The 24642-nt window shown below is 40.4% G+C and carries 18 protein-coding genes; 2 read left to right on the top strand and 16 right to left on the bottom strand.

Translation table 11 applies throughout. The features are described 5' to 3' along the window. Positions 1-99: 99 nt before the first annotated feature. The 3 genes from IEX12_RS20585 to IEX12_RS20575 all read right to left on the bottom strand — a co-directional run bounded on the left by IEX12_RS20585 (position 100) and on the right by IEX12_RS20575 (position 3397). Positions 100-1464 carry a dipeptidase gene (locus IEX12_RS20585; protein ID WP_102415544.1) on the bottom strand — a complete coding sequence of 455 codons (1365 nt, stop codon included), beginning with the start codon at positions 1462-1464 and terminating at the stop codon, positions 100-102. Between the two features lie 449 nt (positions 1465-1913). Next, positions 1914-2381 (bottom strand): S-ribosylhomocysteine lyase, encoded by a 468-nt coding sequence (locus IEX12_RS20580; protein ID WP_102415545.1) that lies wholly within the window; start codon positions 2379-2381, stop codon positions 1914-1916. Positions 2382-2641: 260 nt separating this feature from the next. After that, on the bottom strand, positions 2642-3397 hold the full coding sequence (locus IEX12_RS20575) for a YhcN/YlaJ family sporulation lipoprotein (RefSeq protein WP_102415546.1): 756 nt from the start codon (positions 3395-3397) through the stop codon (positions 2642-2644). A 162-nt stretch (positions 3398-3559) separates the two neighbouring features. On the opposite strand from IEX12_RS20575, the gene IEX12_RS20570 reads away from it, so the two are divergent. Next, the gene (locus tag IEX12_RS20570) at positions 3560-3796 is read left to right on the top strand and encodes a YhdB family protein (RefSeq protein WP_088049623.1); all 237 of its coding nucleotides are present in this window, start codon (positions 3560-3562) and stop codon (positions 3794-3796) included. Positions 3797-3835: 39 nt separating this feature from the next. On the opposite strand, the gene IEX12_RS20565 is transcribed toward IEX12_RS20570, so the two are convergent. The 13 genes from IEX12_RS20565 to IEX12_RS20505 all read right to left on the bottom strand — a co-directional run bounded on the left by IEX12_RS20565 (position 3836) and on the right by IEX12_RS20505 (position 23437). After that, entirely contained in the window at positions 3836-4963 is a 1128-nt protein-coding gene (locus IEX12_RS20565) for an anti-sigma factor domain-containing protein (protein ID WP_188725815.1), read from the bottom strand. Continuing rightward, positions 4960-5691 (bottom strand): RNA polymerase sigma factor SigI, encoded by a 732-nt coding sequence (gene sigI, locus IEX12_RS20560; protein WP_188725814.1) that lies wholly within the window; start codon positions 5689-5691, stop codon positions 4960-4962. Before sigI ends, IEX12_RS20565 begins: the two co-directional genes overlap by 4 nt. Positions 5692-6116: 425 nt before the next feature. Then, complete coding sequence (locus IEX12_RS20555) at positions 6117-6827, bottom strand: hypothetical protein (protein WP_188725813.1); 711 nt, start codon at positions 6825-6827, stop codon at positions 6117-6119. 81 nt (positions 6828-6908) lie between these two features. Further along, entirely contained in the window at positions 6909-7730 is an 822-nt protein-coding gene (locus IEX12_RS20550; protein ID WP_188725812.1) for a S1C family serine protease, read from the bottom strand. A 13-nt stretch (positions 7731-7743) separates the two neighbouring features. Further along, positions 7744-9771 (bottom strand): ABC transporter ATP-binding protein, encoded by a 2028-nt coding sequence (locus IEX12_RS20545; protein WP_188725811.1) that lies wholly within the window; start codon positions 9769-9771, stop codon positions 7744-7746. Further along, the gene (locus IEX12_RS20540) at positions 9771-11519 is read right to left on the bottom strand and encodes an ABC transporter ATP-binding protein (protein ID WP_102415552.1); all 1749 of its coding nucleotides are present in this window, start codon (positions 11517-11519) and stop codon (positions 9771-9773) included. Before IEX12_RS20540 ends, IEX12_RS20545 begins: the two co-directional genes overlap by 1 nt. 1181 nt (positions 11520-12700) lie before the next feature. Beyond that, positions 12701-13783 (bottom strand): tellurite resistance/C4-dicarboxylate transporter family protein, encoded by a 1083-nt coding sequence (locus IEX12_RS20535; protein WP_188725816.1) that lies wholly within the window; start codon positions 13781-13783, stop codon positions 12701-12703. A 465-nt stretch (positions 13784-14248) separates the two neighbouring features. Next, complete coding sequence (locus IEX12_RS20530; protein WP_088049616.1) at positions 14249-14812, bottom strand: GNAT family N-acetyltransferase; 564 nt, start codon at positions 14810-14812, stop codon at positions 14249-14251. 378 nt (positions 14813-15190) lie between these two features. Continuing rightward, a complete protein-coding gene (narI, locus tag IEX12_RS20525) occupies positions 15191-15871 on the bottom strand; it encodes a respiratory nitrate reductase subunit gamma (protein WP_088049615.1) in 681 nt (226 codons plus the stop codon). Between the two features lie 18 nt (positions 15872-15889). Further along, the gene (narJ, locus tag IEX12_RS20520) at positions 15890-16423 is read right to left on the bottom strand and encodes a nitrate reductase molybdenum cofactor assembly chaperone (protein ID WP_159457750.1); all 534 of its coding nucleotides are present in this window, start codon (positions 16421-16423) and stop codon (positions 15890-15892) included. A 20-nt stretch (positions 16424-16443) separates the two neighbouring features. Next, complete coding sequence (narH, locus tag IEX12_RS20515) at positions 16444-17916, bottom strand: nitrate reductase subunit beta (RefSeq protein WP_102415555.1); 1473 nt, start codon at positions 17914-17916, stop codon at positions 16444-16446. After that, complete coding sequence (locus tag IEX12_RS20510; protein ID WP_188725810.1) at positions 17906-21589, bottom strand: nitrate reductase subunit alpha; 3684 nt, start codon at positions 21587-21589, stop codon at positions 17906-17908. The genes narH and IEX12_RS20510 overlap by 11 nt, the downstream gene beginning before the upstream one ends. Positions 21590-21931: 342 nt before the next feature. Further along, on the bottom strand, positions 21932-23437 hold the full coding sequence (locus tag IEX12_RS20505; protein ID WP_088049611.1) for a nitrate/nitrite transporter: 1506 nt from the start codon (positions 23435-23437) through the stop codon (positions 21932-21934). Positions 23438-23925: 488 nt separating this feature from the next. On the opposite strand from IEX12_RS20505, the gene IEX12_RS20500 reads away from it, so the two are divergent. Further along, a complete protein-coding gene (locus IEX12_RS20500; RefSeq protein ID WP_102415558.1) occupies positions 23926-24486 on the top strand; it encodes a beta-class carbonic anhydrase in 561 nt (186 codons plus the stop codon). The last annotated feature ends 156 nt before the right edge of the window (positions 24487-24642 follow it).

The raw sequence follows: 24642 nt of genomic DNA, 5'->3' as shown, positions 1-24642 counted from the left end.
TTTATGACTTTTAAAGGTTAAATTGCCATTATTGCCAAATTTCACATAAAATATATTTCTTGACTTTTATATTTTATTTTCCTGCAACGCTAGTGATTTCTACCGTATTTCATCCCAGTAGTATGCTAATGTTTCCATTCCTTTTACAAAACTGTCCATTGGGAAACTCTCATTTGGGGAATGCAGGCGATCATCTGGTGTACCAAACCCTAATAGAACAATTGGAATATTGTAGATTGCCTCAATCCATTCCACGACGGGTATGGAGCCACCCATTCTGACGTAGACTGTATCCTTCCCAAATGCCTTTGTATAGCTTTTTGCAGCTTTTTGAATCAGTGGATGATTTGGCTCCACCTTGTAAGCTTTAGCCGAAAGCTTTTCCTTTTTTACATCGACAGTAACACCTGATGGCTTATTTTCTTGAACATGTTGTTCCAGTAGAGTTTGAATTTTTTCCGGATCCTGGCCAGGTACAAGACGACAGGTAATTTTCGCGGTGGCTGACGACGGGATGATGGTTTTCGTTCCTTCTCCTTGATATCCACCATAAATTCCGTTAACTTCAAAAGTTGGACGGCCCATTGTATGTTCTTTGGCTGTATAGCCTTTTTCTGAAACGGTCTCCGTTACGCCGGTTGATGCTTTGTAATCTTCACTCTCTACTTGTTTGATTAATTGCCGTTCACCGTCGTCAAGCGGCTCCACGTCATCATAGAAACCATCCACTGTGATGACTTCTTCTTCGTTTTTCATCGATGCTAAAATATGAGTTAAGGCCATGATTGGATTTCGCACTGCTCCACCATACATACCAGAGTGCAAATCATGATCAGGGCCATTTACCGTAAGTTCGATTCCGGTAAATCCTTTTAATCCATAGAGTATTGTCGGCCGATTTTCAGCAACCATCCCTGAATCCGAAATTACTGCAAAGTCAGCAGCAAACAATTCTTTGTTATCGTGAAGCGTACGATACAAATTCTCACTGCCGATCTCTTCCTCGCCCTCAATACAAACCTTGACATTTAATGGAAGTTTCCCCTCTGTCTTCATGTATGCTTCAAAAACGGCAAGCTGCATAAATACTTGGCCTTTGTCGTCACTGGATCCACGGGCATATAGACGACCATCCCGTATTTCTGGTTTAAACGGATCACTTTTCCATTGGTCAAGTGGATCAACCGGCTGCACATCATAATGGCCATAGAATAGAACAGTTGGTGCATCTGAACCCGCTTGCTTGTATTCTGCAAATACAAGCGGATGTCCGCCAGTTTCCCGCTGTTCTACATGCTCAAAGCCAATATCATTTAAATATGTCTCCAAAAAGCTTGCCGCTTCTCTGACGTCGTTTTTATGTACACTATCTGTGCTGACACTCGGAATCGACAAAAATTGGTTCAATTTTTCCAACAACTGATCATGATGTTCAGTTAGATAACTGATAACTTTTTCACTCATGTACTATTCCTCCAATGTTTTATATTTATTTTAGCATATCATATTTGAATAGATCTGCGCATATTGTTTGGATATGTGTGTGATTTTGTATGGATGCAATTGCTTTACATGTCAGATCAGTGGTCTCCTGCCACGATTCTGGATGATAACATCAACAAAAAAGGGATATTATCAACAATATTAGCAACATACGGAAAACCTCGATATTCCCGAGGTGAAGGACACCAGCCGCTGGGACTGGAGCTGGACATGGCCCCTCTCGACTATCCAGTTATCCACAGCGTATAAATTTATAGTTTCCCAGACAATAAAAAAACAGCCCAATCAGACTGCCTGTAATATTGTTTGTTTCAACGCTTCCTTCAAATCTTCAATTAATTCGTCGCTATTTCTGTATTCCAATTGACGGAAACCTTTTTAGTCAAAATCATGGGTAAGAAACCCTCCCCTTATTCCACAAAAACCTGATGCCATTCCTTACGGTGTGCCAGCATCTCCTTTGCAATCTCTTTTGCACCATCCAAGCTGTGACTGGCAGCCCAACCACATTGAACCTCATTACATGCAGGAACTTCATCGGCTTCTAAGACATCCTGCAACGTTTTTTCAATCGTGTCAACTATCATATCATAATTATTATTGTTAAAGATCGATAAATAAAATCCTGTTTGACATCCCATTGGACCGATATCAAGTACATTATCCATATGGTTGCGAATGTTTTCTGCCATTAAATGTTCGAGTGAATGGAGACCAGGCATATCCATATGTTCCCTGTTCGGTTGTTTAAAACGAATATCGTATTTGTATACCTTATCACCATTTACACCCTCCGTTACCCCTACTAACCGAACATAAGGTGCCTTTACCTTCGTATGATCCAAGTTAAAGCTTTCTACATTCATTTTCTTTGTCATCGTTTTACGTCCCCTTCGCATTTTTAACCGATAATTCATTTACTCGCCTAAATAATTTCCTTCAAATATTCTCTTTAAGTTCAAAACGCTCTTGTTTTTATATAACTTGACCGATTTATTAAAACTAGTAGCAAACCAAGATTAGTGCGAATTATATGCGTTTAGCATAGCATAAATTGGCGGTTTTTTCAAAGAACTGTCAGGCTTGAGCATTAAAAAACGAGCACCCTGTTAGGATACCCGCTTTACACTTTGTGTACTTATTGGTTATTTTGTGGAAATACCCGTTCAATCATATTGCCAATCTGGTCGAAGAATCCTTCAATTGGTTCACCATTGTCTACATCATCTGCATAGTTATTGGCCAAATTTAGAAAATCAGGGTTTGTGGAAACATAAACATTATCGATATCGTTGTCAACCGACTTAACAATATCAGTGATTTTTTGTTTTACTTCATCGGTCAGTTCATCACCATTATTATTGTTATCGTTGTTAACACCGTTGTTATTGTTGTTAGTATCATCCATTCCAATGTTGTTGTTGCCATTCATTCCATTGTTATTGTTCTTATTGTTATTATTGTTGTTGCCGTTAATTCCATTGCCATCATTGTTATTTCCATTATTGTTGTTCACATTACCATTGTTGCGATTATTGTTATTTTCATCTAAGGCTGCTGCTACATATGCATTATTATCTGTTGTTAAAACATATGCCCGATCAATTCCATCTACCTCATCGGTTATTCTGTCGGCAGCTTCTCGGGCAATCTCATATCGGTCGTTGTTGTTCTGGGCATTATTATCGTTAAGATTTCCCCGATCTCTGTCAGCATTTTCTGCGTTTCGTAAGTTTTGACCATTATTTCGATCATTTGCAGTGTTATTTCTGGTATTCTCAACATTACCGTCCGCGTTGTCATTGCCATTTGCCCCGTTATCATTTCCATTGTTTCCACAAGCAGCAAGCATAAACATTGCTGCAAAACCAACTAAAAAAAGTTTCCATTTCATTGTGTAAATTCCTCCTTGCTGTTTTGTCGTTAGTATGTGTCAGCAATGCAGGTTTATACCGATATCCTGATTTTGGCAAATACACCATTTTTGTTTCAGACAATATATATAAAAAGCGGAGAAACTACAAATAACCCTTGAATTATAAGGAGGGGAAAAATAATGGATATACCGGATTACGACAAAGCGTTATATTACTCACTGTGGGGACAATGGGACGATTTATTGGTTTTAATGGTGCGAACAAACGATGATATGCTTTCAAAAAAAATTCAAAACTTTTTACATGCCTATCATTATTCACTCGATCAAACAAAAATTCTTCAGTTGCATGATGAGCTGCTTTACTATATTGACCATGCCATGAAGCACGTGCCAACTGCTGTTATGGAGGTCTAATGCTAAAAGGAATGCACCGAAAAGTGGTGCATTCCCTTTTTATTTATTATGATAATAATTGCCATTCTCTTTTTCGTTATCTTGGTGGTTGTTTTTCCTATGGTTATTTTCACTCGGTTTGTGACCTTGTTTATGGTTATGCTCATTAACATGTTTTTCGTCCCAATTATCACGAGGGTGATATTCCTTGCGATTATCACTTTGCTTATCCCGCCAATTTTTCTGATTGGGGTCATGATCCGTTTTCGAATGATGATTGCGATAATTCCTTTTGTTCTCTCTTTCGCTGTTATTTTCTTTATGCTTATGATTGCTGGTTGCTTTTCCATTTTTATCTTTTAATTTGCTGTGATCCTGCTGGTGATTGTTTTCTTCTGTTTGCTTTTTTTCTTTTTCTGACTTATCTTGCAAATTTTCTTTTGGCTTATCCTTATTATAAAAAGATCGAATAATAGCTTTTTCTTCATCGTTTAATTTTTCCTTTTCCTCAACATCCTTTGGAAAATCCTTTTTCTCAAGCTTTTTGGCCATAACCTTATTCATTGACAAATCCTTTTCCCTGGCCGTCTTTCTGATTTCTTTCGGCACACGAAATGTGACAATTTCCCAATCGGTTTGATGACCACTAAAATAGCTATCTAATGTATCCAACACAGAAATGTCACTATTCTTCCTGTAGCTGACACCAACCATGACGTTCTTGCCGTTTTTAATGAAACCCGACTTTTCACTGTTGTCCATAATAAGCGCAACCATTTCTTCCAGTGATTTATTTTTGTAATCGCTTAACTTCTCTACAAGAATTTTTGCATCATCGTTTAACGCTTTCACTGACCGGACATGTAACTGATCATCAATTTCCAATTCAACACTTGGATTAATGTCAACATTCACATAGGCATATGTTTTGCCGCTGCCTGCAATAAAATAAAAAGGAACTGCAAATAGCAGCAGCAAACAAGTAACAGCAATCACTCTAAAGGAATTTTTTACTTTCTCCTTGGGTCGAAAAAAGAATAAATAACGTTTGTTTGCCTCCAGTATTTCAAAGGCAACTTCTGTACCAATACTAGCATCTCCAACAGGCTTTGCCTTCAGAAACAGGCCGCTTTCCGTCATAATTATCGTGTATTGGCGATGTTTTTCCATTACGATCCCTTTTTTCACTTACCCACCCCCTTAAGGTAGTCCTTAAGATACACAAAATCATTACTAAGCACAATGAATATTGCTAAAATATACTTCCGGTTGCGTTCCAGTGTTTTTTTACTGACACTTACTTTTTTCACTAAAGCTTTGATTGGGAGCTTTTTCTTGCGCTCAACAAACTCCTTTAATGCAGGATCATTAAACAGGATCCTCGCTGTATGAATCGCAGAATCTCTGGCATCCCTATGCTTGGGAGATATTTCAGTTAATTCAGTTAATGTTAATTTATACATTTTTAGCTTCTCGTTAAATTCGGCAATTTCCTCCCTTCGATGCAATGCCTCCTGTTCTTCCCGATAAATCTCCTTCACAGCAATTATTTCACTGGGGTTTTCCATTTGCTCTTCATCATAACTTTCATCCAATGAAGCTGCTATCGGTGTTTTTTGCACATAACGAATATAATCGATCACTTTCCGCTTTACGACCAGTTTGGCAAAAGATAAAAAGGAGCTCCCCCGCTCCGGGGAATAAGTTAAAATAGCCTCGTTAAATGCGGCTAAGCCAACGCTGAATTCATCATCCTTTTTCGGATCAATATACCGTTTGCACACTTCTGAAACACATTTGGCAATAAAAGGCTGATAAGTCTTTAAAAGGTAATTTTGTGCATATTCATCCCCTGCTTGGACTGAGGTTATCATTTCTTTAAGGGATTTTTCTTTTAATGACTGATTGCGAATCAACCTGAAACACCCCCAGCCATTATAAAATACGAGTTATGTTTTAACTTTTTGGGTGTATTTAGCAAGTATTTATCATTTAGCAATTTTATTATATCGTTCACGATGTATCCACCATCTTTATTTTAATTAATAAATAATCAGCTTACTCATCAATTTGAATTGACTTTCAGCATTGACCATATGCAGTCAATATACTTAATCCTACCGCAAGCGGACAAACCTTGCTATCACAGAATATTTACAGTTTGTTTAAATCTTGATTGCAAAAAGCAAAAGCGATGCTTGGGACTGTTTGGAGCTGGACATGATTAGGTAAGAATAACTCAAGAACATCGACAGAAACATCTACGAAAACAGCTTTTGGAACGAAAAAAATAGCCTACAACCTGTTTCGGCCATAGGCAATTTATCGATGAACCGTCGAGCTAGAGATTTTTCATGATCTCTTTTCTTGATTCATACCCTATTTCCTGGCTGAACATATCTGTCGTACAATCTACATACAGATCTTCTTCCAGCCAATCTACCGACTGAATCATTTCCATCTTTATTAAATAGAGTTTGGTGGCGGGAACGTCGATTCCTTCGATAATGAGGCAGCGAATTTTCCAGTATTCATCATCAAAAATGAAATCAACCACTGTACCGAGTCGGCCATCGTTAGCATGGGCACGTATTCCAATTGACTCCGCCTCGCTGCGTAATTCATAGTCGTTGTTTTCGTGTAATGGATCCTGGTATACAGTTCTCTCGGCTTTCATGTCCGGCAGAGGGGTAAACGGCTGATCCTGCCCGCCCCAGAGCATGTTCCCCAGCCAATAGCGACTCCAACCGTAGTAACCAGCCAAGGTAAACTCAGTATCTCTCGTGATTGGTTCACCCTCATGGATGGATGGACTATTCCGAATCGTCTCCTTGTCCAAATTTACTTCTACCAGGCCGTCTAACTCATTTACATGTTCAAACGATGCCGGTGATAAGAGAACTTTCCTTCCCGGCAGCCATTTTCTCGTATCAACAATGCAATAACGAATTGCCCATTTACGATCATCAAAATAAAGATCTTGCATTTTACCCATTTCCCCGTCTGTCGCATCAATTCGATAATTCTTTAATTCTGAACTGAAGTATAACATGGGAATACTACCTCCTGATTTTTGTGTTATAGGTAAATACCCCCTACAAATTTTCTCAAACAAAAAAGAGATGAAGCCGGTTTACCTCTTAAGTTGCTGATGCAAATAATCAATTGGTACGACCAGGCCAACTTTCCCGTAAGTTCCATGATCGAGCGTTGCAAATACTACACCAATCACACTACCTTGTTCATTGATAACCGGACTGCCGCTGTTCCCGCGGTAAACCGGCGCCTTGATCATGAGTACATTCTCTTCCCAATCATCCAAGCGTATATAATCAATGATGGTACCTTTATTCGCGATTCCATTAAACATGAGTGGGTTTCCAATAAAATAGATCGCCTCATCTGGCTGGAATACTGGCTGATCAGCTAATGTCAAATAGGGCAAGTCTTTATGTTTGCCGTCAATTTGGATCACTGCCAGATCAACCGATGGATATTTTCGGATAACGTTTCCCTCAAACAAACCATCATCGGGAAAAGCTACGGTAACAGCTTTCTCTCCTTCAATAACATGATAATTTGTTACAATTGTGCCAGTATCAGAAATCGCAAAACCAGTACCTTTACTGTCACCTGTTTCAATGACAACAACGGCTTTTTTATAGGCGGTGATATCATCCTGGGCTGATAATTTTGCCGATGTGATCAGAAAATTAATGGCGGGGATCGAAAAGGTTTTCGGAATTAAGGCTGCAACATTTATTAGCATTGCAACTACAATTAACCAAAACGCCCACTTCGGAAATGGGCGCTTCGGTTTACTTTTCTCCTGCTGCGATCGCTCGACAGCTTTTTTACGTTCTTCTTCCACCAGCTCAATCAATTCTTCCTCATCTATTTCTTCATATAAATCATCATCAATCACGTCACGGGTCTTTCGTTCCTTCTGGTCCATACGTCACCTCAGGTTATACAGCCTCTCTTGCCTTCCCTTGCTGCATTTGATACATCTGATGATACAGGCCTTTTTGTTTTATTAGCTCTTCATGATTCCCTTCTTCCATTATTTTACCATGTTCCAGCACAAAAATGGCATCTGCCTGCTGGATAGTTGATAAACGATGGGCAATCACAAGTGTAGTACGACCTTTTTTCAATACTTCCAGCGCCATTTGGATAATATTCTCCGTTTCAGTATCAATGTTTGCGGTTGCTTCATCCAAAATCAGGATTGCTGGATCAAATGCAAGTGCACGGGCAAATGATAGCAATTGTCTCTCCCCTAGTGAAAACGTTGATCCACCTTCTGTTACTTTTTCATCATACTTATTTGGCAGTTTTTCAATGAAACGATCAGCACCAACCGCTTTCAAGGCAGCGATCGCCATTTCCCGGGTAATAGTCGGATCATTCATTGTGACGTTTGAAATAATCGTTCCCGAAAACAGAAATGGATCCTGTAACACTATCCCCATGTAGCTTCTGACCTGCTGCCGGGACCATTCACTTGTTTTATGGCCATCAATGGTAATCGTACCCTTTTGTGGATCATAAAAACGGAATAACAAATTCATGATTGAACTTTTTCCCGATCCTGTATGACCGACGAATGCAGCCGTTTGTCCGGCGCTTACCGAAAAAGACATGTCATCGATAACATAATCCTTCCCATTATAAGCAAATGAGACATGATCAAATCTAATGTTCCCACGATATTTCGTAATTTTCGCATCCTGTACATCCTCGCCATCACGGTCAATCAACTCAAATACACGGTTACCTGCCACCCTCGCTTGCTCAATCAGTGGAAGCTGATTGACAATATCCTCAAGCGGTTCAAATAATCGGTTCAAATAGTCAACAAATGCGTATAAAACGCCAATCGATATAATGCTTCCAGGTTCTAGCGAAGCCGATCCAAAATACCATATAAAACCGACAAAAGCTAAATTGCGAAATACAGTAACAAGATTATAGGAAGTCAAAGCACTTAATTTAACCAGCTTGCGTTGATAGGTGAAATTACGCTCGTTTAATACCTCGAATTCTTCTTTTGTCTTTTTTTCACGACTAAACGCCTGAATAATCGGCATCCCTTGAATCGCCTCATTAATATTAGCGTTAATAGCACTAACGGTGGAACGAACGACTTTATTATATTTCGTACCAAAATGCTTATAAACCTTCATCCATCCATAGATCAACGGAATTAGCAGTAAACTGAATGCCGCCAATTTAACGTCCAGAACAAACAATGCAACGAAAATTCCTGCCATATAAATGACACTTGTTACGACAATCGATAATACCCGCTCATATAAATCACGGATCGCTTCCGTATCATTGGTAATCCGGGCGACAATTTTACCTGCAGGTTGATCTACATAATAATTGATCGGAATCCGCTGTGTATGGGCGAAAACATCATTACGCATTTTTTTCACGATTTGATTGGAAGCTTTTTGTAATAAAAACGTCTGGAAAAACTGGAAAAACGCCGCGATAACAAGTAATACTATATATAGTCCGAGCAAGAAAATAATCGGTCCCTGTTCTGGTTTGAAAAATGGATAAATCTCCGACAAAGAAAGCTTCTCCCCAGTAAATGTCCGTGTTTGGTCCGTTTGCTTAATCGTTATAGTATTCCCCTTAGCACTTCGTTTTCCGGACAGTGGGACATCCTCGTCGACAAAATAATAGTCATGGCCAACCTGCAAAATTGTTGCTGTTTCTCTTGATTGCTCATCATTTGTAATTCGGTCTGCTCGTTTATAAAAATCACGCTCATACGAAACTGTGTATTTGTCATTCTTGTTTTCAACTTGCCGCCAATTTCCTTCCACACCAAGAATATGGTCATCAATTACTGTTTTGGCAATTAAAGGTCCTGCCAATTCAAGTGCAACAGCAATAACAAGACAAATCAAGCCGATAAAAATACCCTTTTTAAATTGTAATGCATAATTTAATAACCGTTTTTCTGTTGATTGTTTCATTAGGAGATCGCCTCCTCATCCTCTAGCTGCTGCAGCAGGTATTGTTCTTTATACCAGCCACCTCGACTCATTAACTCCTCATGTGTTCCTTCTTCAACAATCTTTCCATCTTCAAGTACAACAATCTGATCCGCATGTGTGACAGCTGAAAGCCTGTGTGCTGCGATAAACGTTGTCTTATTTTGCCGTTCTTGCCGCAAATGCTCAATAATTTTCGCTTCGGTTTTCCCGTCGACTGCGGACAGCGAATCGTCCAAAATTAAAATTTCCGGGTCTTTGATAAATGCCCTGGCAAGTGCAACCCGCTGTTTTTGACCACCCGACAATGTCACACCACTTTCACCAACTTGGGTGTCCAGACCATTTGGCAGTTGTTTGATATCATCCAGAAAATGCGCCAAATCCATAACACGATAGATTTCCTCATCGGTGGCATCTGATTTCCCGAACTGGATATTTTCTCGAATTGTTTTAGAAAACATGATCTGGTCCTGTGGTACATAGCCAATCCAAGCTCGAATTTGCTCCAAACTAATTTCCTCAAGGTCAACATCGGACATTTTAATGCAGCCTACTAGACCTGGATACTGTCGAAGCATCAGTCTAAACAAGGTCGTTTTACCAGCGCCGGTTTTCCCGACAATCCCAATTGTCTCACCGCGTTTCACCTGCAAATTGATATGACTTAGTTGCTCTGTCGCTGTCTCCGGATAAGAAAAAACAACATCTTGAAACGTAATGGTATCTACCGTTTTCACCGTTTTCGGATTTTCACAGTTTTTTACGTCCGCTTCATAATCCAATGTCTCATTAACACGGTCTAATGACGCATTGCCACGCTGCAGAATATTAATGAGTTCACCAACCGCAAACATCGGCCAAATCAGCATTCCAAGATAAACATTAAACGTAACCAAATCGCCGAGTGTTATTCCATTTTGAAACACAAGTAATGCGCCATACCCGATGCCAATTGTGTAGGATAGCCCGACAAGAATTTTCATGGTCGGTTCGAATAGTGCATCGATTTTAACCACTTCAATATTTTTCTGATAGACATCCTCCGTCATGTCATGGAAACGCTTCTCATCCTGTTTCTCTTGTACAAACGCCCGGATAACCCGGACACCGCGAATCGACTCCAATACATCGTTGTTCATTTCCCCGAAAGCAGCCTGCGCCTTCATGAATCGGGCATGAATCGCTGCACCATATTTATTCATCACTGCTGCCATAATTGGCAATGGAATCAGCGCAGCAAGGGTCAATTTCCAGCTGATCGTAAAGCCCATCATTGCCACGATCATTAACATGAATAAACTTGAATCCACAAGGGTCAGCACACCAAATCCTGCTGTTAACTGGATAGATCGTAAATCATTGGTAGCCCTGGCCATCAAGTCTCCCGTCCGATATTTTCCAAAAAAGGTTGGGGTCATCGCTAAGAAATGATCCATTAGCCTGCTTCTGGTCCAGCGTTCCAGAATAGCTGCTCCGCTAAACAGCGTGTAATCCCAAAGGAAGGAAATCGCATAATGAATAAAGATTAACAGCAAATACCCTGCTACCATCATCGTTAATAATTTTAATGTCAGTGTTTCAAACTGTATCTTATCAATTGCAAATCCAACCAATTTAGGAGGAAGCAAACCAATCGCACTTGCAATAATTAGTGCCACAATGGCAAATACATATCTTTTCCAGTAATGCTTAAAAAACCAATCAAGCTTCTTAAAAACCTGAAACATGTCAATCACCTGCTTTGTTCATAAAATCCAATAACGTTATATTGCTTTCAATAGCTTTTTACATTTTATCCCACCTCAAAAACAAAATAAAAGCACACGTCGCTATGACGCATGCTTTCCAAAAAGGGAATCCCCCCATTAATCGCAAAAAGGCCACAGACAGATGTGACCTTTATAAACAGATTTAGAATATGTATTACTAAAATACGTTTCCACTATCCGCGAAGGTCACACGATATATAAAATTAGGGTTCATTTGCTTTAACTGCAGTTGAAGCTGAAGTTGTATTTGCTTTTCCATAGCCGTGACCTCCTCTCATTTTTTGGTTCCCAATAATTATAGTATTAGCAAAATTTAAAGTCAATCTTTTTTTTAATTCTTTTCAAATATAGCTGAATTTAATCAAGCAGAACGTGCAGTGAAGGCTTGGTTAAATCAGCAGGTGCGTACATAAAAATGCTGGACACTGCTGACCATGACCAATCCTGCTACTGAATATATACCAACAAGAAGAGAACTCTTTAAAACGTCTTTCATCTGGTAGCGAAGGACAAATCACGGTGGTGGAGCCTGACTAATGTCACTCATGGAAGAGATGAATGCCCAAACTCGGTGGTGGAGCCTGACTAATGTCACTCATGGAAGGGATGAATGCCCAAACTCGGTGGTGGAGCCTGACTAATGTCACTCATGGAAGAGATGAATGCCCAAACTCGGTGGTGGAGGTAGTAAGAAGTTGCTCATCGATGTGATGAAGTCCCCAAATGCGTTCGGCAATCCAGTTAAAGATTCCATTATTTGCATTATGAAGAACTCAGGAGTCATCTTATAACGTCAGAACCCGGGTTTGACAACAAAGCTTCCAAACTCAGTAATGCCATGGATTTAAGCTTCAACCTAATTATTGTAGTCCTAAATTGTGATTTTAAATAATGGTGTGACAGGCTTTATAACGTCTTTTTTGCGATATAAGCCATTATTAATATAATAAAAAAATAATTGAAAAAATTAACACCGAACTTGGGTTAGAAATCTAAATTTTATTCGTAATATGTCCATTGATGAACTCTTACAAATTATATACTTTCCTTACCAACAAAAAAGACACAGCCTGATATACACATCATCTGCGTCTTTTAAACTCCATGCCGCGCTTCCTTATCTGGTTTCATCTTTAACTTTATTTGTTCCAATTGCTAATCCTTTTATTACTAAAGTGACCGTTTTTAAGTCCCCTCATAAGGTGGTGAATCATTCCAGTAAAGACGAATAACCATACCGCAATTGCAACAACTACCATGAATTTAGGTATAATCAACAGAAAGGACAATCCCAGTGCTTTGGAAAATTGAAATGTACTTGTAGTATACATCGCCAGCGGAAATGACATACCCCAAAATTGCGGATCATAGGATAATGGATAGTGGTGAATACCATGTCGCCAGATTGCCAGGATAAAAAGCAACGGGATCCACCATGTGCCTGTTATCCAGAAAAATAACGTGAATCCTTTCAAAAACGGAATAATCTGGTTTAACAATGGCGACAGATCGGCATGTAAAATTAGTGTTGATCCAGCCAAAGTGGTAATCGCTACTGCTCCCATATTAATCCAGTAAGGGGTTGTCAGTGCCTCAAACTTGAACTCCACAAATGTAAACCTGTAGAAAATAAGTGTAATGATATTTAAATAGAGCATACACCCCAGGAAATACATAGCCAACGTGAAAAACAGAACGACCTGCTGCTTTTCCCCACCTATATATGGGGCAAGCAGTGTACCTAAAATGGAAACAGATTGTGTCGCAACCGATGCAATAAGCCAGGCGCCATTAATTCCTTCTGACATCGTCGGCTTGTTCTTTCTAATGGTGACAGCCGTAAAAAATGTATACATAATAATGAACCACAAAATGATTGCCAGGATCCACAAAAATTTCGATATTGTATGAATATGTACTACGATAATTAATTGACTGCCAAACACGCATGTTCCAGCAACTAATGTAAAAAACCCAGGACCGTTTAAATGGCTTGTTAAATCCTTGATCACTTTTGGGAAAAAATAGATAAGACGAGTTAAGGTTAATATCCACAATATTATATACGCAAGCACATTAATAAATACGAGAATCCAGGAGATTGTATGCATTTCAAGCAAGTGTGTACCTATCGATAATGCCCCTGTTGCCATGACAAGCGCAAAATAGCCAGAAAAGAGATTCTCCGCTTTTTGTTTCAAAAAATGTATCAATATCTCCACCTCCCGTTTCAAAACATTCCTTTATTGCCTTATCAAGGTTATCATAGCCCGTTTAAAATAGGAAATCCTGCCGGAGCTTATTCAGTCTTAATATCCACAACATGGCTATCTTTGAAACCAATAATTTTATAGGCACTACCTGTATACTAGTTTAAAATCATAAGACAAACTATGAAAAACATCACAACAAAGCTATATGACAACCTTTTGCCTTTACACTTCAGTGGAAGACACGTCAGGTTTATCTATTTTTAAACCTTTGACAGGTGACTGAAATACACAATGAGAAGAGCTTGAAGAAAAACAGGATTGGAAAATGGGAAAATTAATTACGTCGACACCAGGCCTTGCATGGGCTGTGGAAGGAAATAAGAATAACAAACAACAAAGACTATCGCTTATTAGAATGAAGAAAATCACTCTATTCCCAAGTGATTTTCCGGTTTATCAATGTATGAATTTTTTCTATTCAGTTCCAGCCTGGCCATTTTTTAAATGAAAATACTCTCTTTCCAGAATAGAAAAATAATACTGGTCAGTCCATTTATTTTGCCAAAACAGCTCTTCCCTAAAAATAGCTTCTCTTTCCATACCAATATGTTCCATCAAAGCTGCTGAACATATATTATTTGCATTGCACATGCCAACTACTTTATGTGCATCCAATTTTTCAAAAGCAAATTGTAATAAAAGTTTGGCCGCCTCGGTACCATAACCTTTTCCCCCATATTCAGGAAGTATTGCAAAACCAATTTCCCAGCTCTTTCTATATTCATTATCGCTCCATATTTGTGCTAAACCAATCGGAGTTTTACTTTCATCCGCTGCTAAAGTTACAATAAAATCGTAACTGCTTGGCTTTCCGTTTTCCTCGATCTTATGAATATATTCTTCGCGTACAACCTTTTCATCCGACTGTACGTATTCTTCAAAATACCACAAATTTTCATCACATTCTATTCTACAAATAAAATCCAAATCATCAATTGATATTTTTGACAGCAATAATCTTTCCCCAAAAAGCTCCATAACACTTCTCCTTTGATGTGTACCAATTCTTTAGCACCATATAGCTCCTAAAATCGTCTGTAAGCAATTATCCACAGTGGTGTCTTAAGGCGGAATCTGCTTTTTATTTTCTCCCTCTTAGCACCATAAAAAGAAAAATTCCAAATCACCATATGCGATTTTGGATCAAACGCTATACAAAATATCAATTTTCATTATAAACGATCGTACTTTATTTTAAAACTGCACACATTGCTTTCTGGAAAAAGCACCCCTGCCTAAATCTTCAAATGTAGGGGTGCTCTGTTATAAGTATCTACTCAAAAAATATAAATCCAGTACTGGAAAATTCCGGTGCCGTCACCACTGACTGCCGACCCTTGGTACCCGACCTCTGTTTTATGCTTTCCTTGTTCTGCTTCGGTAAACAACGTAATTTCTTCTCATATATCGGAGCGGCAAGCTAAATACATGGACAAGGCGAGTAAAAGGCCAGACAACGGCAATCCCGTAAAATGCTGTTATATGGACTTTAAACCAAACCGGCACCCCGGCCATTAATTCTGGCTGTACATGGAAGACGAACAATCCCCTAAGCCATGGTGCAATCGTCGTCCGGTAATCAAAGCCATTGGCATCAATATTCGCAAATGTTGCCGATAATCCGGACCCAATTACGAGCAAAAGAAAGAACAGAACCGCCCAGTCCCCTTTTGACGATGTCGCTTTAATCCGTTTTACTGTTAAACGGCGCCAGTAAAGTAGAATCAGCCCAATGAAAGCGGCAATTCCTGCTGGTATGCCGAATACTAATGCCACTGTATGGTATAAATGCTCTGAAATACCAAGAGAATTGTACAGGCCTACTGGTACAATCAGGCCAAGAAAATGACCACCAAAAACAATCAGTATCCCCCAATGAAATAATTGAACTCCAACACGAATGCTTTTTTTGTCCAAAAATTCACTGGACTTCGTGCTCCAGCCGAATTGATCACGCTGATACCGGTAAATGTGTCCGCCGATAAAAATAGTTAAGACGATATAGGGTAAAACTCCCCACCATACGAAATCAATCATGTCCTTCACCCCATCTCCCTACGCTGTTTTTACCAGACCATTGCTTTTCATTACCGAAAGCAATGCATCCAATACGTATACATAATCACTTTCCGCTTTTTGCAGCTGGGTACGGATTTCTTCAATATTTCCCATATACATTCCTAGAAGTTCCGTACTTACTGCAACACTGACATGCCCACAAAACTCAAGCATTAATGGTAAGTAGTCAGGCAGCTCTTTGTCCGATATTTCATAACCATTGGATGCATAAAATTTCTTGAGTTTTAGCAGTTCCAGACCGCGTTCCCGCTGTTCACCAAGTTTTAAATACGTTATATAAAGGTTCGTAATTTTTCCGAAGTCAAAGTACTCGATATAGTGATCGACCCATTCTTCATACGTTAGCTGCTGAACACGATTAATAAACGTCCCAAGCTGATTACGAACATCCTGATCCGTTAGCTCGTTGATAGCATCTTTTATTTCGGGGATTGCTTCCTTCGAACGATCCGGATATTGCAGGATAAAGGCGATTAATTGATAGCTTGTCTGTACTTCTCGTTCATTCATTTCTTCCATCCTCCCCAGCCCTATGATAAGACGCCACAGCTTCCTGGCCCGCCGGCAAAATCCAAACCACACGCTCCCTGCTCACTATAAGCATCCTCTGCCATTTCTTTATGACTTTTTGGAATGACGAAGCGGTCCGTATATTTAGCAATTGCCAGTAAGCGGAACATACTCTCAATTTCCGGTTCCGTTAAACCGAACTGTTCAATTAAATCGGTATTAAAGCTTTTTCCGGTTTGCTTTGCCCGCATGTAATTCCGCATCACGGCCATTTTCTTCAGTACCACACGAATTTGTTCCGTATCCCCTGCCGTCAGCAGATTTGCCAGATATTCAATCGGAATCCGCATTTGATCAATCGCCGGGAAAATATCCTCCGTTTCTGCTGTCGATCCCTTTCCTTCAATTACATTCATAATTGGACTTAACGGCGGAATATACCAGACCATTGGCATGGTTCGATATTCTGGATGTAATGGTAAGGCAATCTCCCAATCCATGATCATTTTATAGATTGGTGACTGTTGTGCTGCCTCAATCCAATCTGCCGGAATTCCTTGCTTTTTCGCCTCAGCAATAATTTCCGGATCGTCCGGATCAAGGAAAATACCTAATTGCGCCCTATATAAATCTCGGTCATTTTCAACTGATGCCGCCTCTTTAACTCGATCGGCATCATAAAGCATGACACCGATATAACGAATCCTGCCGACACATGTTTCCGCACAAATGGTTGGCTGTCCGTTTTCGATTCTTGGGTAGCACAATGTACATTTTTCTGCCTTGTTTGTTTTCCAGTTAAAATATACTTTTTTGTACGGACAGGAGGTCACGCAATGACGCCAGCCGCGGCAGGCGTTTTGGTCTACCAGGACAATCCCGTCCTCATCACGCTTGTACATCGCACCAGACGGACATGCCGATACACATGCCGGGTTAATGCAATGTTCACAAATCCGAGGAAGATACATCATAAATACATCTTCAAATTCCGTTTTAATCGATTCTTCCATTTCAACAACATTCGGATCCCGAAGCCCTGTTACATGCGCCCCAGCAAGGTCATCATCCCAGTTTGGCCCCCATTCAATATCCATAAATTCATTAGTAATGGCGGATTTGGCACGGGCAACCGGCTGATGTTCTTTCTCTGGACTGTTTGTCAATGTTTCATAATCATATGTCCATGGTTCATAGTAATCTTCCAATTTTGGCTGGTACGGGTTATAAAATAAATTTAATAGACGATTCGCTTTACTGCCGGACTTCAGACGCAGTTCGCCATTTTCCAGTTCCCAGCCGCCTCGGTATTTCTTCTGGTCTTCCCATTCTTTCGGATAACCAACACCAGGCCTTGTTTCCACATTATTAAAATACATATATTCTGCACCAGGGCGGTTGGTCCAGGTGTTTTTACATGTCACACTGCATGTATGACAACCGATACACTTATCCAAATTCATTACCATGCCAACTTGCGCTTTAATTTTCAAGCCAGTCAACCTCCTTCAATTTCCGAATGATTACGTTTAAGTCACGCTGATTTCCTGTTGTTCCATAGTAGTTGAAACCATAGCTTAATTGCGCATAGCCACCGATCATATGAGTTGGCTTGACATGAATCCGCGTTGGACTGTTATGGGTACCGCCACGGTTCTCTGTTAATTTTGTCCCCGGAACATGAATATGCCGATCTTGAGCATGGTGCATAAATGCAACACTCCTTGGAATCCGGTGTGAAACAACGGCACGAGCTACCACTACTCCATTCCGGTTAAAGCATTCAATCCACTCGTTATCTTTTACGTCAATTTCCTCTGCATCATCTTTGTTTAGCCACACTGTCGGTCCGCCTCTAAACAATGTGAGCATTGGCTGCGCATCGAAATACATACTATGGATTGACCATTTGTTATGTGGTGTTAAGTAGTTCAAAACAATTTCTTTTCCTTCCACTTTCGGCCGGTCAGCCCGAAATGGTGTATGATCCAAAATCGGTTTAAACGTTGCCATTCCCTCCCCAAATTCCAGCATCATTTCATGATCAAGATAATAGGACTGTCTGCCGGTTATCGTACGGAACGGAATCATCCGTTCAATATTCGTTGTAAATGGCGAATACCTTCTACCGCCTTTTTCTGACCCGCTGAATGCTGGTGAGGTAATAACCGTTTTCGGCTGTGCCGTTATTTGCGCAAATGTAAAGCATTCTTCAGTGCGTTCTTCTGCTAGGTCGGAAAGCTTGAGACTCGTTTGTTTTTCCAACGCTTTCCACGCTTTAACAGCCACTTTTCCGTTTGTTGTCGATGAAAGCATTAAGACAGCCTCACAGGCATCACGAGCTGAGGAAATATCCGGACAGCCATCTGCCACGCTTCCATCCTTCACTGTCCCGATTGTCTGTTTTACTTTTTCATACTCCTCTTTCATTTCCCAATTGATGCCTTTTGTGCCATACGGTTTTGAACCAATGTTTGGTCCAAGTGCCGTCAGCTTCCGGTAAATTTGCTTATAATCGTACTCCACAACATGAATTTGCGGCATTGTTTTCCCGGGAACTGGCTCACATTCTCCTTTCGACCAATCCTTGATTTCACCAAATGGTTGAGCCATTTCCTGTGGTGTATCGTGCAATAACGGTGTGGCAACCACCTCTTTAACTGGTTCTATATCAAGTTCTTCCGCTAACCGGGAAACTCCCTTAGCTAGCTCTTTAAAAATATCCCAGTCTGATTTCGATTCCCACGGTGATGCGATCGCTGGGTTAAACGGATGCACAAATGGATGCATGTCGGTACTGGATAAATCGTGTTTTTCATACCATGTTGCAGCAGGCAAGATTACATCGGAATATAAAGCTGTACCTGCCATCCGGAAATCAAGGTTGATTAACAAATCAAGCTTTCCTTCTGGAGTTTCATCGCGCCAGGTGATTTCTTCCGGACGTAAACTGTCATCATCTGAATTCAACAGGCCGTGTGTTGTTCCAAGCAGGTGTTTTAGAAAATATTCATGTCCCTTACCGGAACTCGAGATCAGGTTGGCCCGCCAGACAAACAAGTTGCGTGGAAAACTTTCTGGTGCATCGGGATCTTCAATGGCAAATTTCAGGTTGCGATTCTTCAGCTGCTCCGCTACATAGTTGCCGATTTCCTCCGGTGTTTCATACCCATTTGCAACTGCCTCTTTATAAATGTCTAAACCATTCCGGTCAAATGTCGGATACGATGGCAGCCAGCCGAGCCTTGCCGCTAATACATTATAGTCGGCATAATGCTCATACCGCGGTTTATCAACGGTTGCTGCTGTTAAATTACTTACTGGTATTTCTTCATACCGCCACTGTCCGGTCGCAAAGTAGAAAAATGATGTACCATTCTGCAGTTTTGCCGGCCCATGCCAGTCTTTAGCTGTTGCAACATTTGTCCAGCCTTCTGCTGGGCGCAACTTTTCCTGCCCAACATAATGCGCCCAGCCGCCACCATTAACACCTTGAGCGCCGACCATAATAACCAGGTTAACAACAGCACGGTAGATCGTATCGGAGTTATACCAGTGATTAATTCCGGCACCAACGATAATCATCGAGCGTCCACCCGTATCAATTGCGTTTTGGGCAAATTCACGGGCAATCTTCAAGACTAGCTCCCGTTTTACGCCAGTAATTTTTTCCTGCCATGCTGGCGTGAATGGTGTCTCATCATCATACGATTTAGCTGATTCCCCACCAATACCACGATCAATTCCGTAGTTGGCCAGCATTAAATCATAAACAGTCGTGACATACGTTGTCTCTCCATCGATTTCTACTGTTTTAACCGGAACAGCACGCTCCAGTACACTGCGTTTTTCAGCGTCGAAATATGGCATATTGACCGTTATTACGGAATCCTCCTGACCGAGAAAACTCAATGTCGGTTCAATCGCTTCTTCCGTATTTTCATCCACTAGCTGCAAATTCCATTTCCCTTTGTTATCCCAGCGAGCGCCCATCGTCCCTTGAGGAATCGCAAAATCGTTGGTTGCATGATTATACATTGCTGGTTTCCATTCACTGTTTTCCGATTTAATCCCTAAATCTTTCGCATGTAAGAACCGGTCGGCAACATAATTATCCTTACCCTTTTTCAGACGTACAACAAAGGGGAAGTCCGTATATTGTTTTGCATACGATTCGAAATACGGCTGCATATGCTGCTGGTAAAATTCATTTAAAATTACATGCCCCATTGCCATTGCAAGCGCACCATCCGTACCTTGCTTCACACTTAGCCAGTCGTCAGCAAATTTCGTTGACTCTGCATAATCAGGGCTAACTGAGACGACCTTGGTCCCTTTATAACGAGCTTCTACAAGAAAATGCGCATCGGGCGTTCTTGTTAGTGGAACATTCGAACCCCATGTCATAATGTAGCTTGAATTAAACCAATCCGAGCTTTCTGGAACATCGGTTTGATCACCCCAGATTTGTGGTGAAGCTGGTGGCAAATCTGCGTACCAGTCGTAAAAACTAAGCATCGGACCACCAATTAACGACATAAACCGGCTACCTGCAGCATGACTAATCATCGACATTGCCGGAATCGGTGAAAAACCGACATTGCGATCAGGACCATATTTTTTAATCGTATATAATGTCGATGCTGCGATCAGTGTAGTCACTTCATCCCAATCTGCCCGAATAAGTCCGCCTTTTCCGCGGGCACGTTTATACAAATTTGCCTTTTCCGGATCTTCCACAATACTTGCCCAGGCCTCAAGAGCATTCTTATTGGCTGCTAATGCGTCACGCCACAGCATCAGCAATTTTTTTCGTACGTATGGGTATTTGACCCGTAACGGACTGTAAATATACCAGGAAAAACTGGCACCACGCGGGCATCCGCGCGGCTCGAATTCTGGCATATCCGGGCCTGTTGTCGGATAATCCAGCTGCTGTCCTTCCCAGGTGACGATTCCATCCTTCACATAAATATTCCAGCTGCATGACCCTGTACAGTTCACACCATGTGTACTTCTGATCACTTTGTCGTGCTGCCATCTTCTTCGATATACATTTTCCCATTCCCGATTACCTTCTTGTAACTGGCTGTGGTTATCCGAATAGGTCTCTTTCGGTTTCATATACGTTAATCTCTTCCATAATGGAGAATGATTCTTTTTCACAAGGATTCCCTCCGAGTCTATAGATTCAACTTCGCTCTACGCATTCATTAAAACAGGCAACTGATGTGTCCAACTGTGAAAAACATCACATCTGGAACAAAAGTCACGAAATCGCCATTTTTCATTGACTATTTCGGCACAATTAATTCGAAGTTTTGACGTAAAGTACTGAAGATTTTCTGGATGTTGCTGAAGTCCCAGGTGAAAAGATGCTGAAGTTGTTCCGGAAGATGCTGAAGTCCAGTGAAAATGCTAAACCAAACTCATCTTTATCTGTTACTAAATTTGTTCCATGCACAAAAAAATCCTGAGCAAAAAGCCAGCCCAGGATCCAAAAATTTATCATTTCGATTGTTTTGTTTCTGTTATATCACTAAACATGCCAACATAACATTCGATTTCTCCTGCACTATTTTTGATCGGACTAATGGACAGCCATTCAGGATAAACTTCACCGTTTTTTCGCTTATTCCAAATTTCTCCTTCCCAATATCCTTTTTCTTCAATAGTTTGCCACATGTTCTTATAGAAAGAAGGCCCTTGTTTTCCTGATTGCAGAATGCTTGGTTTTTCCCCTACTACTTCCTCTTTTGCGTAACCTGTAACCCTGGTAAAAGCTGGATTTACATTTTGAATAATCCGGTTTCGATCCGTCACCATAATTCCTTCAGCGGTACCCTCAATGATTTTGCTCTCTATATTCAAACGATCCCGGTAATACATATAAATAACAATAACAAAACTGACTAGCGAAAACTCTGACAATGCCATAAAACCAATCGCATAATGTCCTGTCATATTAAATACGGTAGTCAGAACAATCGGTGGGAAAAACCCGCCTAATCCACCCATTGCCGCTACGATTCCATTGACAATTCCGGATTGTTTGGAAAAATACAGTGGAACAAGTTTAAATACCGTTCCATTACCAAGACCGACAAAAACTGCAACCGATAATGTCCCAATTGTATAAATGCCGATTGTCGGTGAAAAGGATAATAATACCCCAGAAACACTCGTTCCCAGAAATACAACCATTAGTATGATATATGGATTAAATTTATCAGCCAACCAGCCACCGATTGGACGTATGATTGTAGCCAGAACAATGAATCCAGCAGTTCTGATCCCGGCATCTGTCGGATTCAAGGAAAAATGATCCACTAAAAAACTCGGCAGATAAACCGTAAATGCAACAAATGCGCCAAACGTAATAAAGTAGAATAAACTTAAGAACCATAACGTCTGGTTTCGGTAAACAGCTTGCCATTGCTTCACCATGGAAACACGAACTTTTTTCTCTTGGCGATCCCCTAAAATAAAATTTAATGCAGCTAATACGAGCAGCAAAATTAAAAATAAGCGAATCGTATTAACCCAACCAATAGCTCCGGCTATTATCGGTGCCCCAAATGTTGTGACTGCTGTCCCAGCGTTACCGATCGCATAAATTCCATTAACTAGCCCATGTTTTTCTTTCGGGTAGTATTTTGGTAATGAGGTTACCCCAATTGAAAAAGTAGCACCAGCAACACCCAAAAATAGCCCCCCGATAAATAAATCAGCAAATGAATTCGCGATACTTAGGTAAAATACCGGAAACAGGAGGATAATGAAACTAATGATAAACATGCTTCTGGCGCCATACCGGTTCGTGTAAAAACCCAATGGAACGCGCAACAATGACCCAAGAATAACAGGGATAGCCGTAATTAGTGACAGTTGCCCCGCAGTTAAATGAATATCTTCATTCATGATTGGCATGAGAGATGAAATTAACACCCATACCATAAACCCGCCTATCAAACTGATCGTTTGCAGCGAAAGTTGAACATTTGGTTTGCCCATACAGCATCATTCCTTTCGAATTGTCTAAAATAAAATATTTACCAAATTGCCATGTTTATTTAACTTACATGCTATCAAATTCTGGATTATCATTTATCCTCAGGGATTTTTTCAACATTATTTGTTGGTTGTTTATAGCCTAGCAATAAAGCTCATTTGCAACTGTGATAAACTTCACATGAACAGACGATATCGTGACATTATTATGAACTTCTTCTTGATATGCCTGTTCGGCATCTTGGACGATATTCTACTCGTTTTGGATAGTATTTGCGTAAAGTTGGACAGTATTGCACTCGTTTCGGATAGTATTTGTGTAAAGTTAGATAGTATTCCGCTCGTTCGGATAGTATTTGTGTGAAGTTGGATAGTATTCTACTCGTTTTGGACAGTATTTGCTCGATCTGGACAGATTCCGCTACTAGACGATTGAACGCCATTTGCTATAGTATAGTAGTTAGACGTTTACATAATGATTAAAGGAGCTGATGGACGTGCGTATTGAAGAAATGCTTGCGTACAACAAACAATTTGTCGAAGGAAAAGAATACGAGGCATTCAAAACGGATAATATCCCAAATAAACGGATGGTTATCGTTACATGTATGGATACACGACTAGTGGAATTACTGCCGAAAGCATTAAACATTCATAATGGTGACGTGAAAATGTTAAAAAACGCCGGTGCCATTATTCGTGATCCATTTGATAGTATAATGAAAGGAATCTTAGTCGCAATCTATGAATTGCAAGCAGAAGAAGTTGCCATCATCGGACACCATGACTGTGGAATGTCTCACGTAGAAACAGAAGTATTTACGCAAAAAATGAGGAAAAAAGGGATAACGCCAGAAACGTTGCAAACCCTTGAAAATGCCGGAATCGATCTGCATGAGGAGTTCCGCGGTTTTAAAACGGTGGAAGAATCGGTTCAACATAGTGTATCCATTGTTCGCAATCACCCGCTGCTTCCCGAAAATATTAGTGTTCATGGATTCGTAATCGATCCGGGAACAGGGAAAGTTGACGTTGTTACATTGGACAAATAATACTGTACAAAATTTGCCTATCCTTTCCAGCTGCTTTCGATCAAGCAGCTAAGGAAGGCATTTTTTAAAAGATAAGAAACCAACATGGCTCCGCATTCGCGCAGCCACCATCTATGATGAAAAAGAATTTCTAGCCTGGATAGGAGGTATATCACA

Source organism: Lentibacillus populi (assembly GCA_014642895.1).
In the GTDB taxonomy this organism is placed as follows: domain Bacteria; phylum Bacillota; class Bacilli; order Bacillales; family Amphibacillaceae; genus Lentibacillus_C; species Lentibacillus_C populi.
Note: the sequence above shows the minus strand (reverse complement) of the source record. Positions and strands in the feature narration are given on the sequence as shown.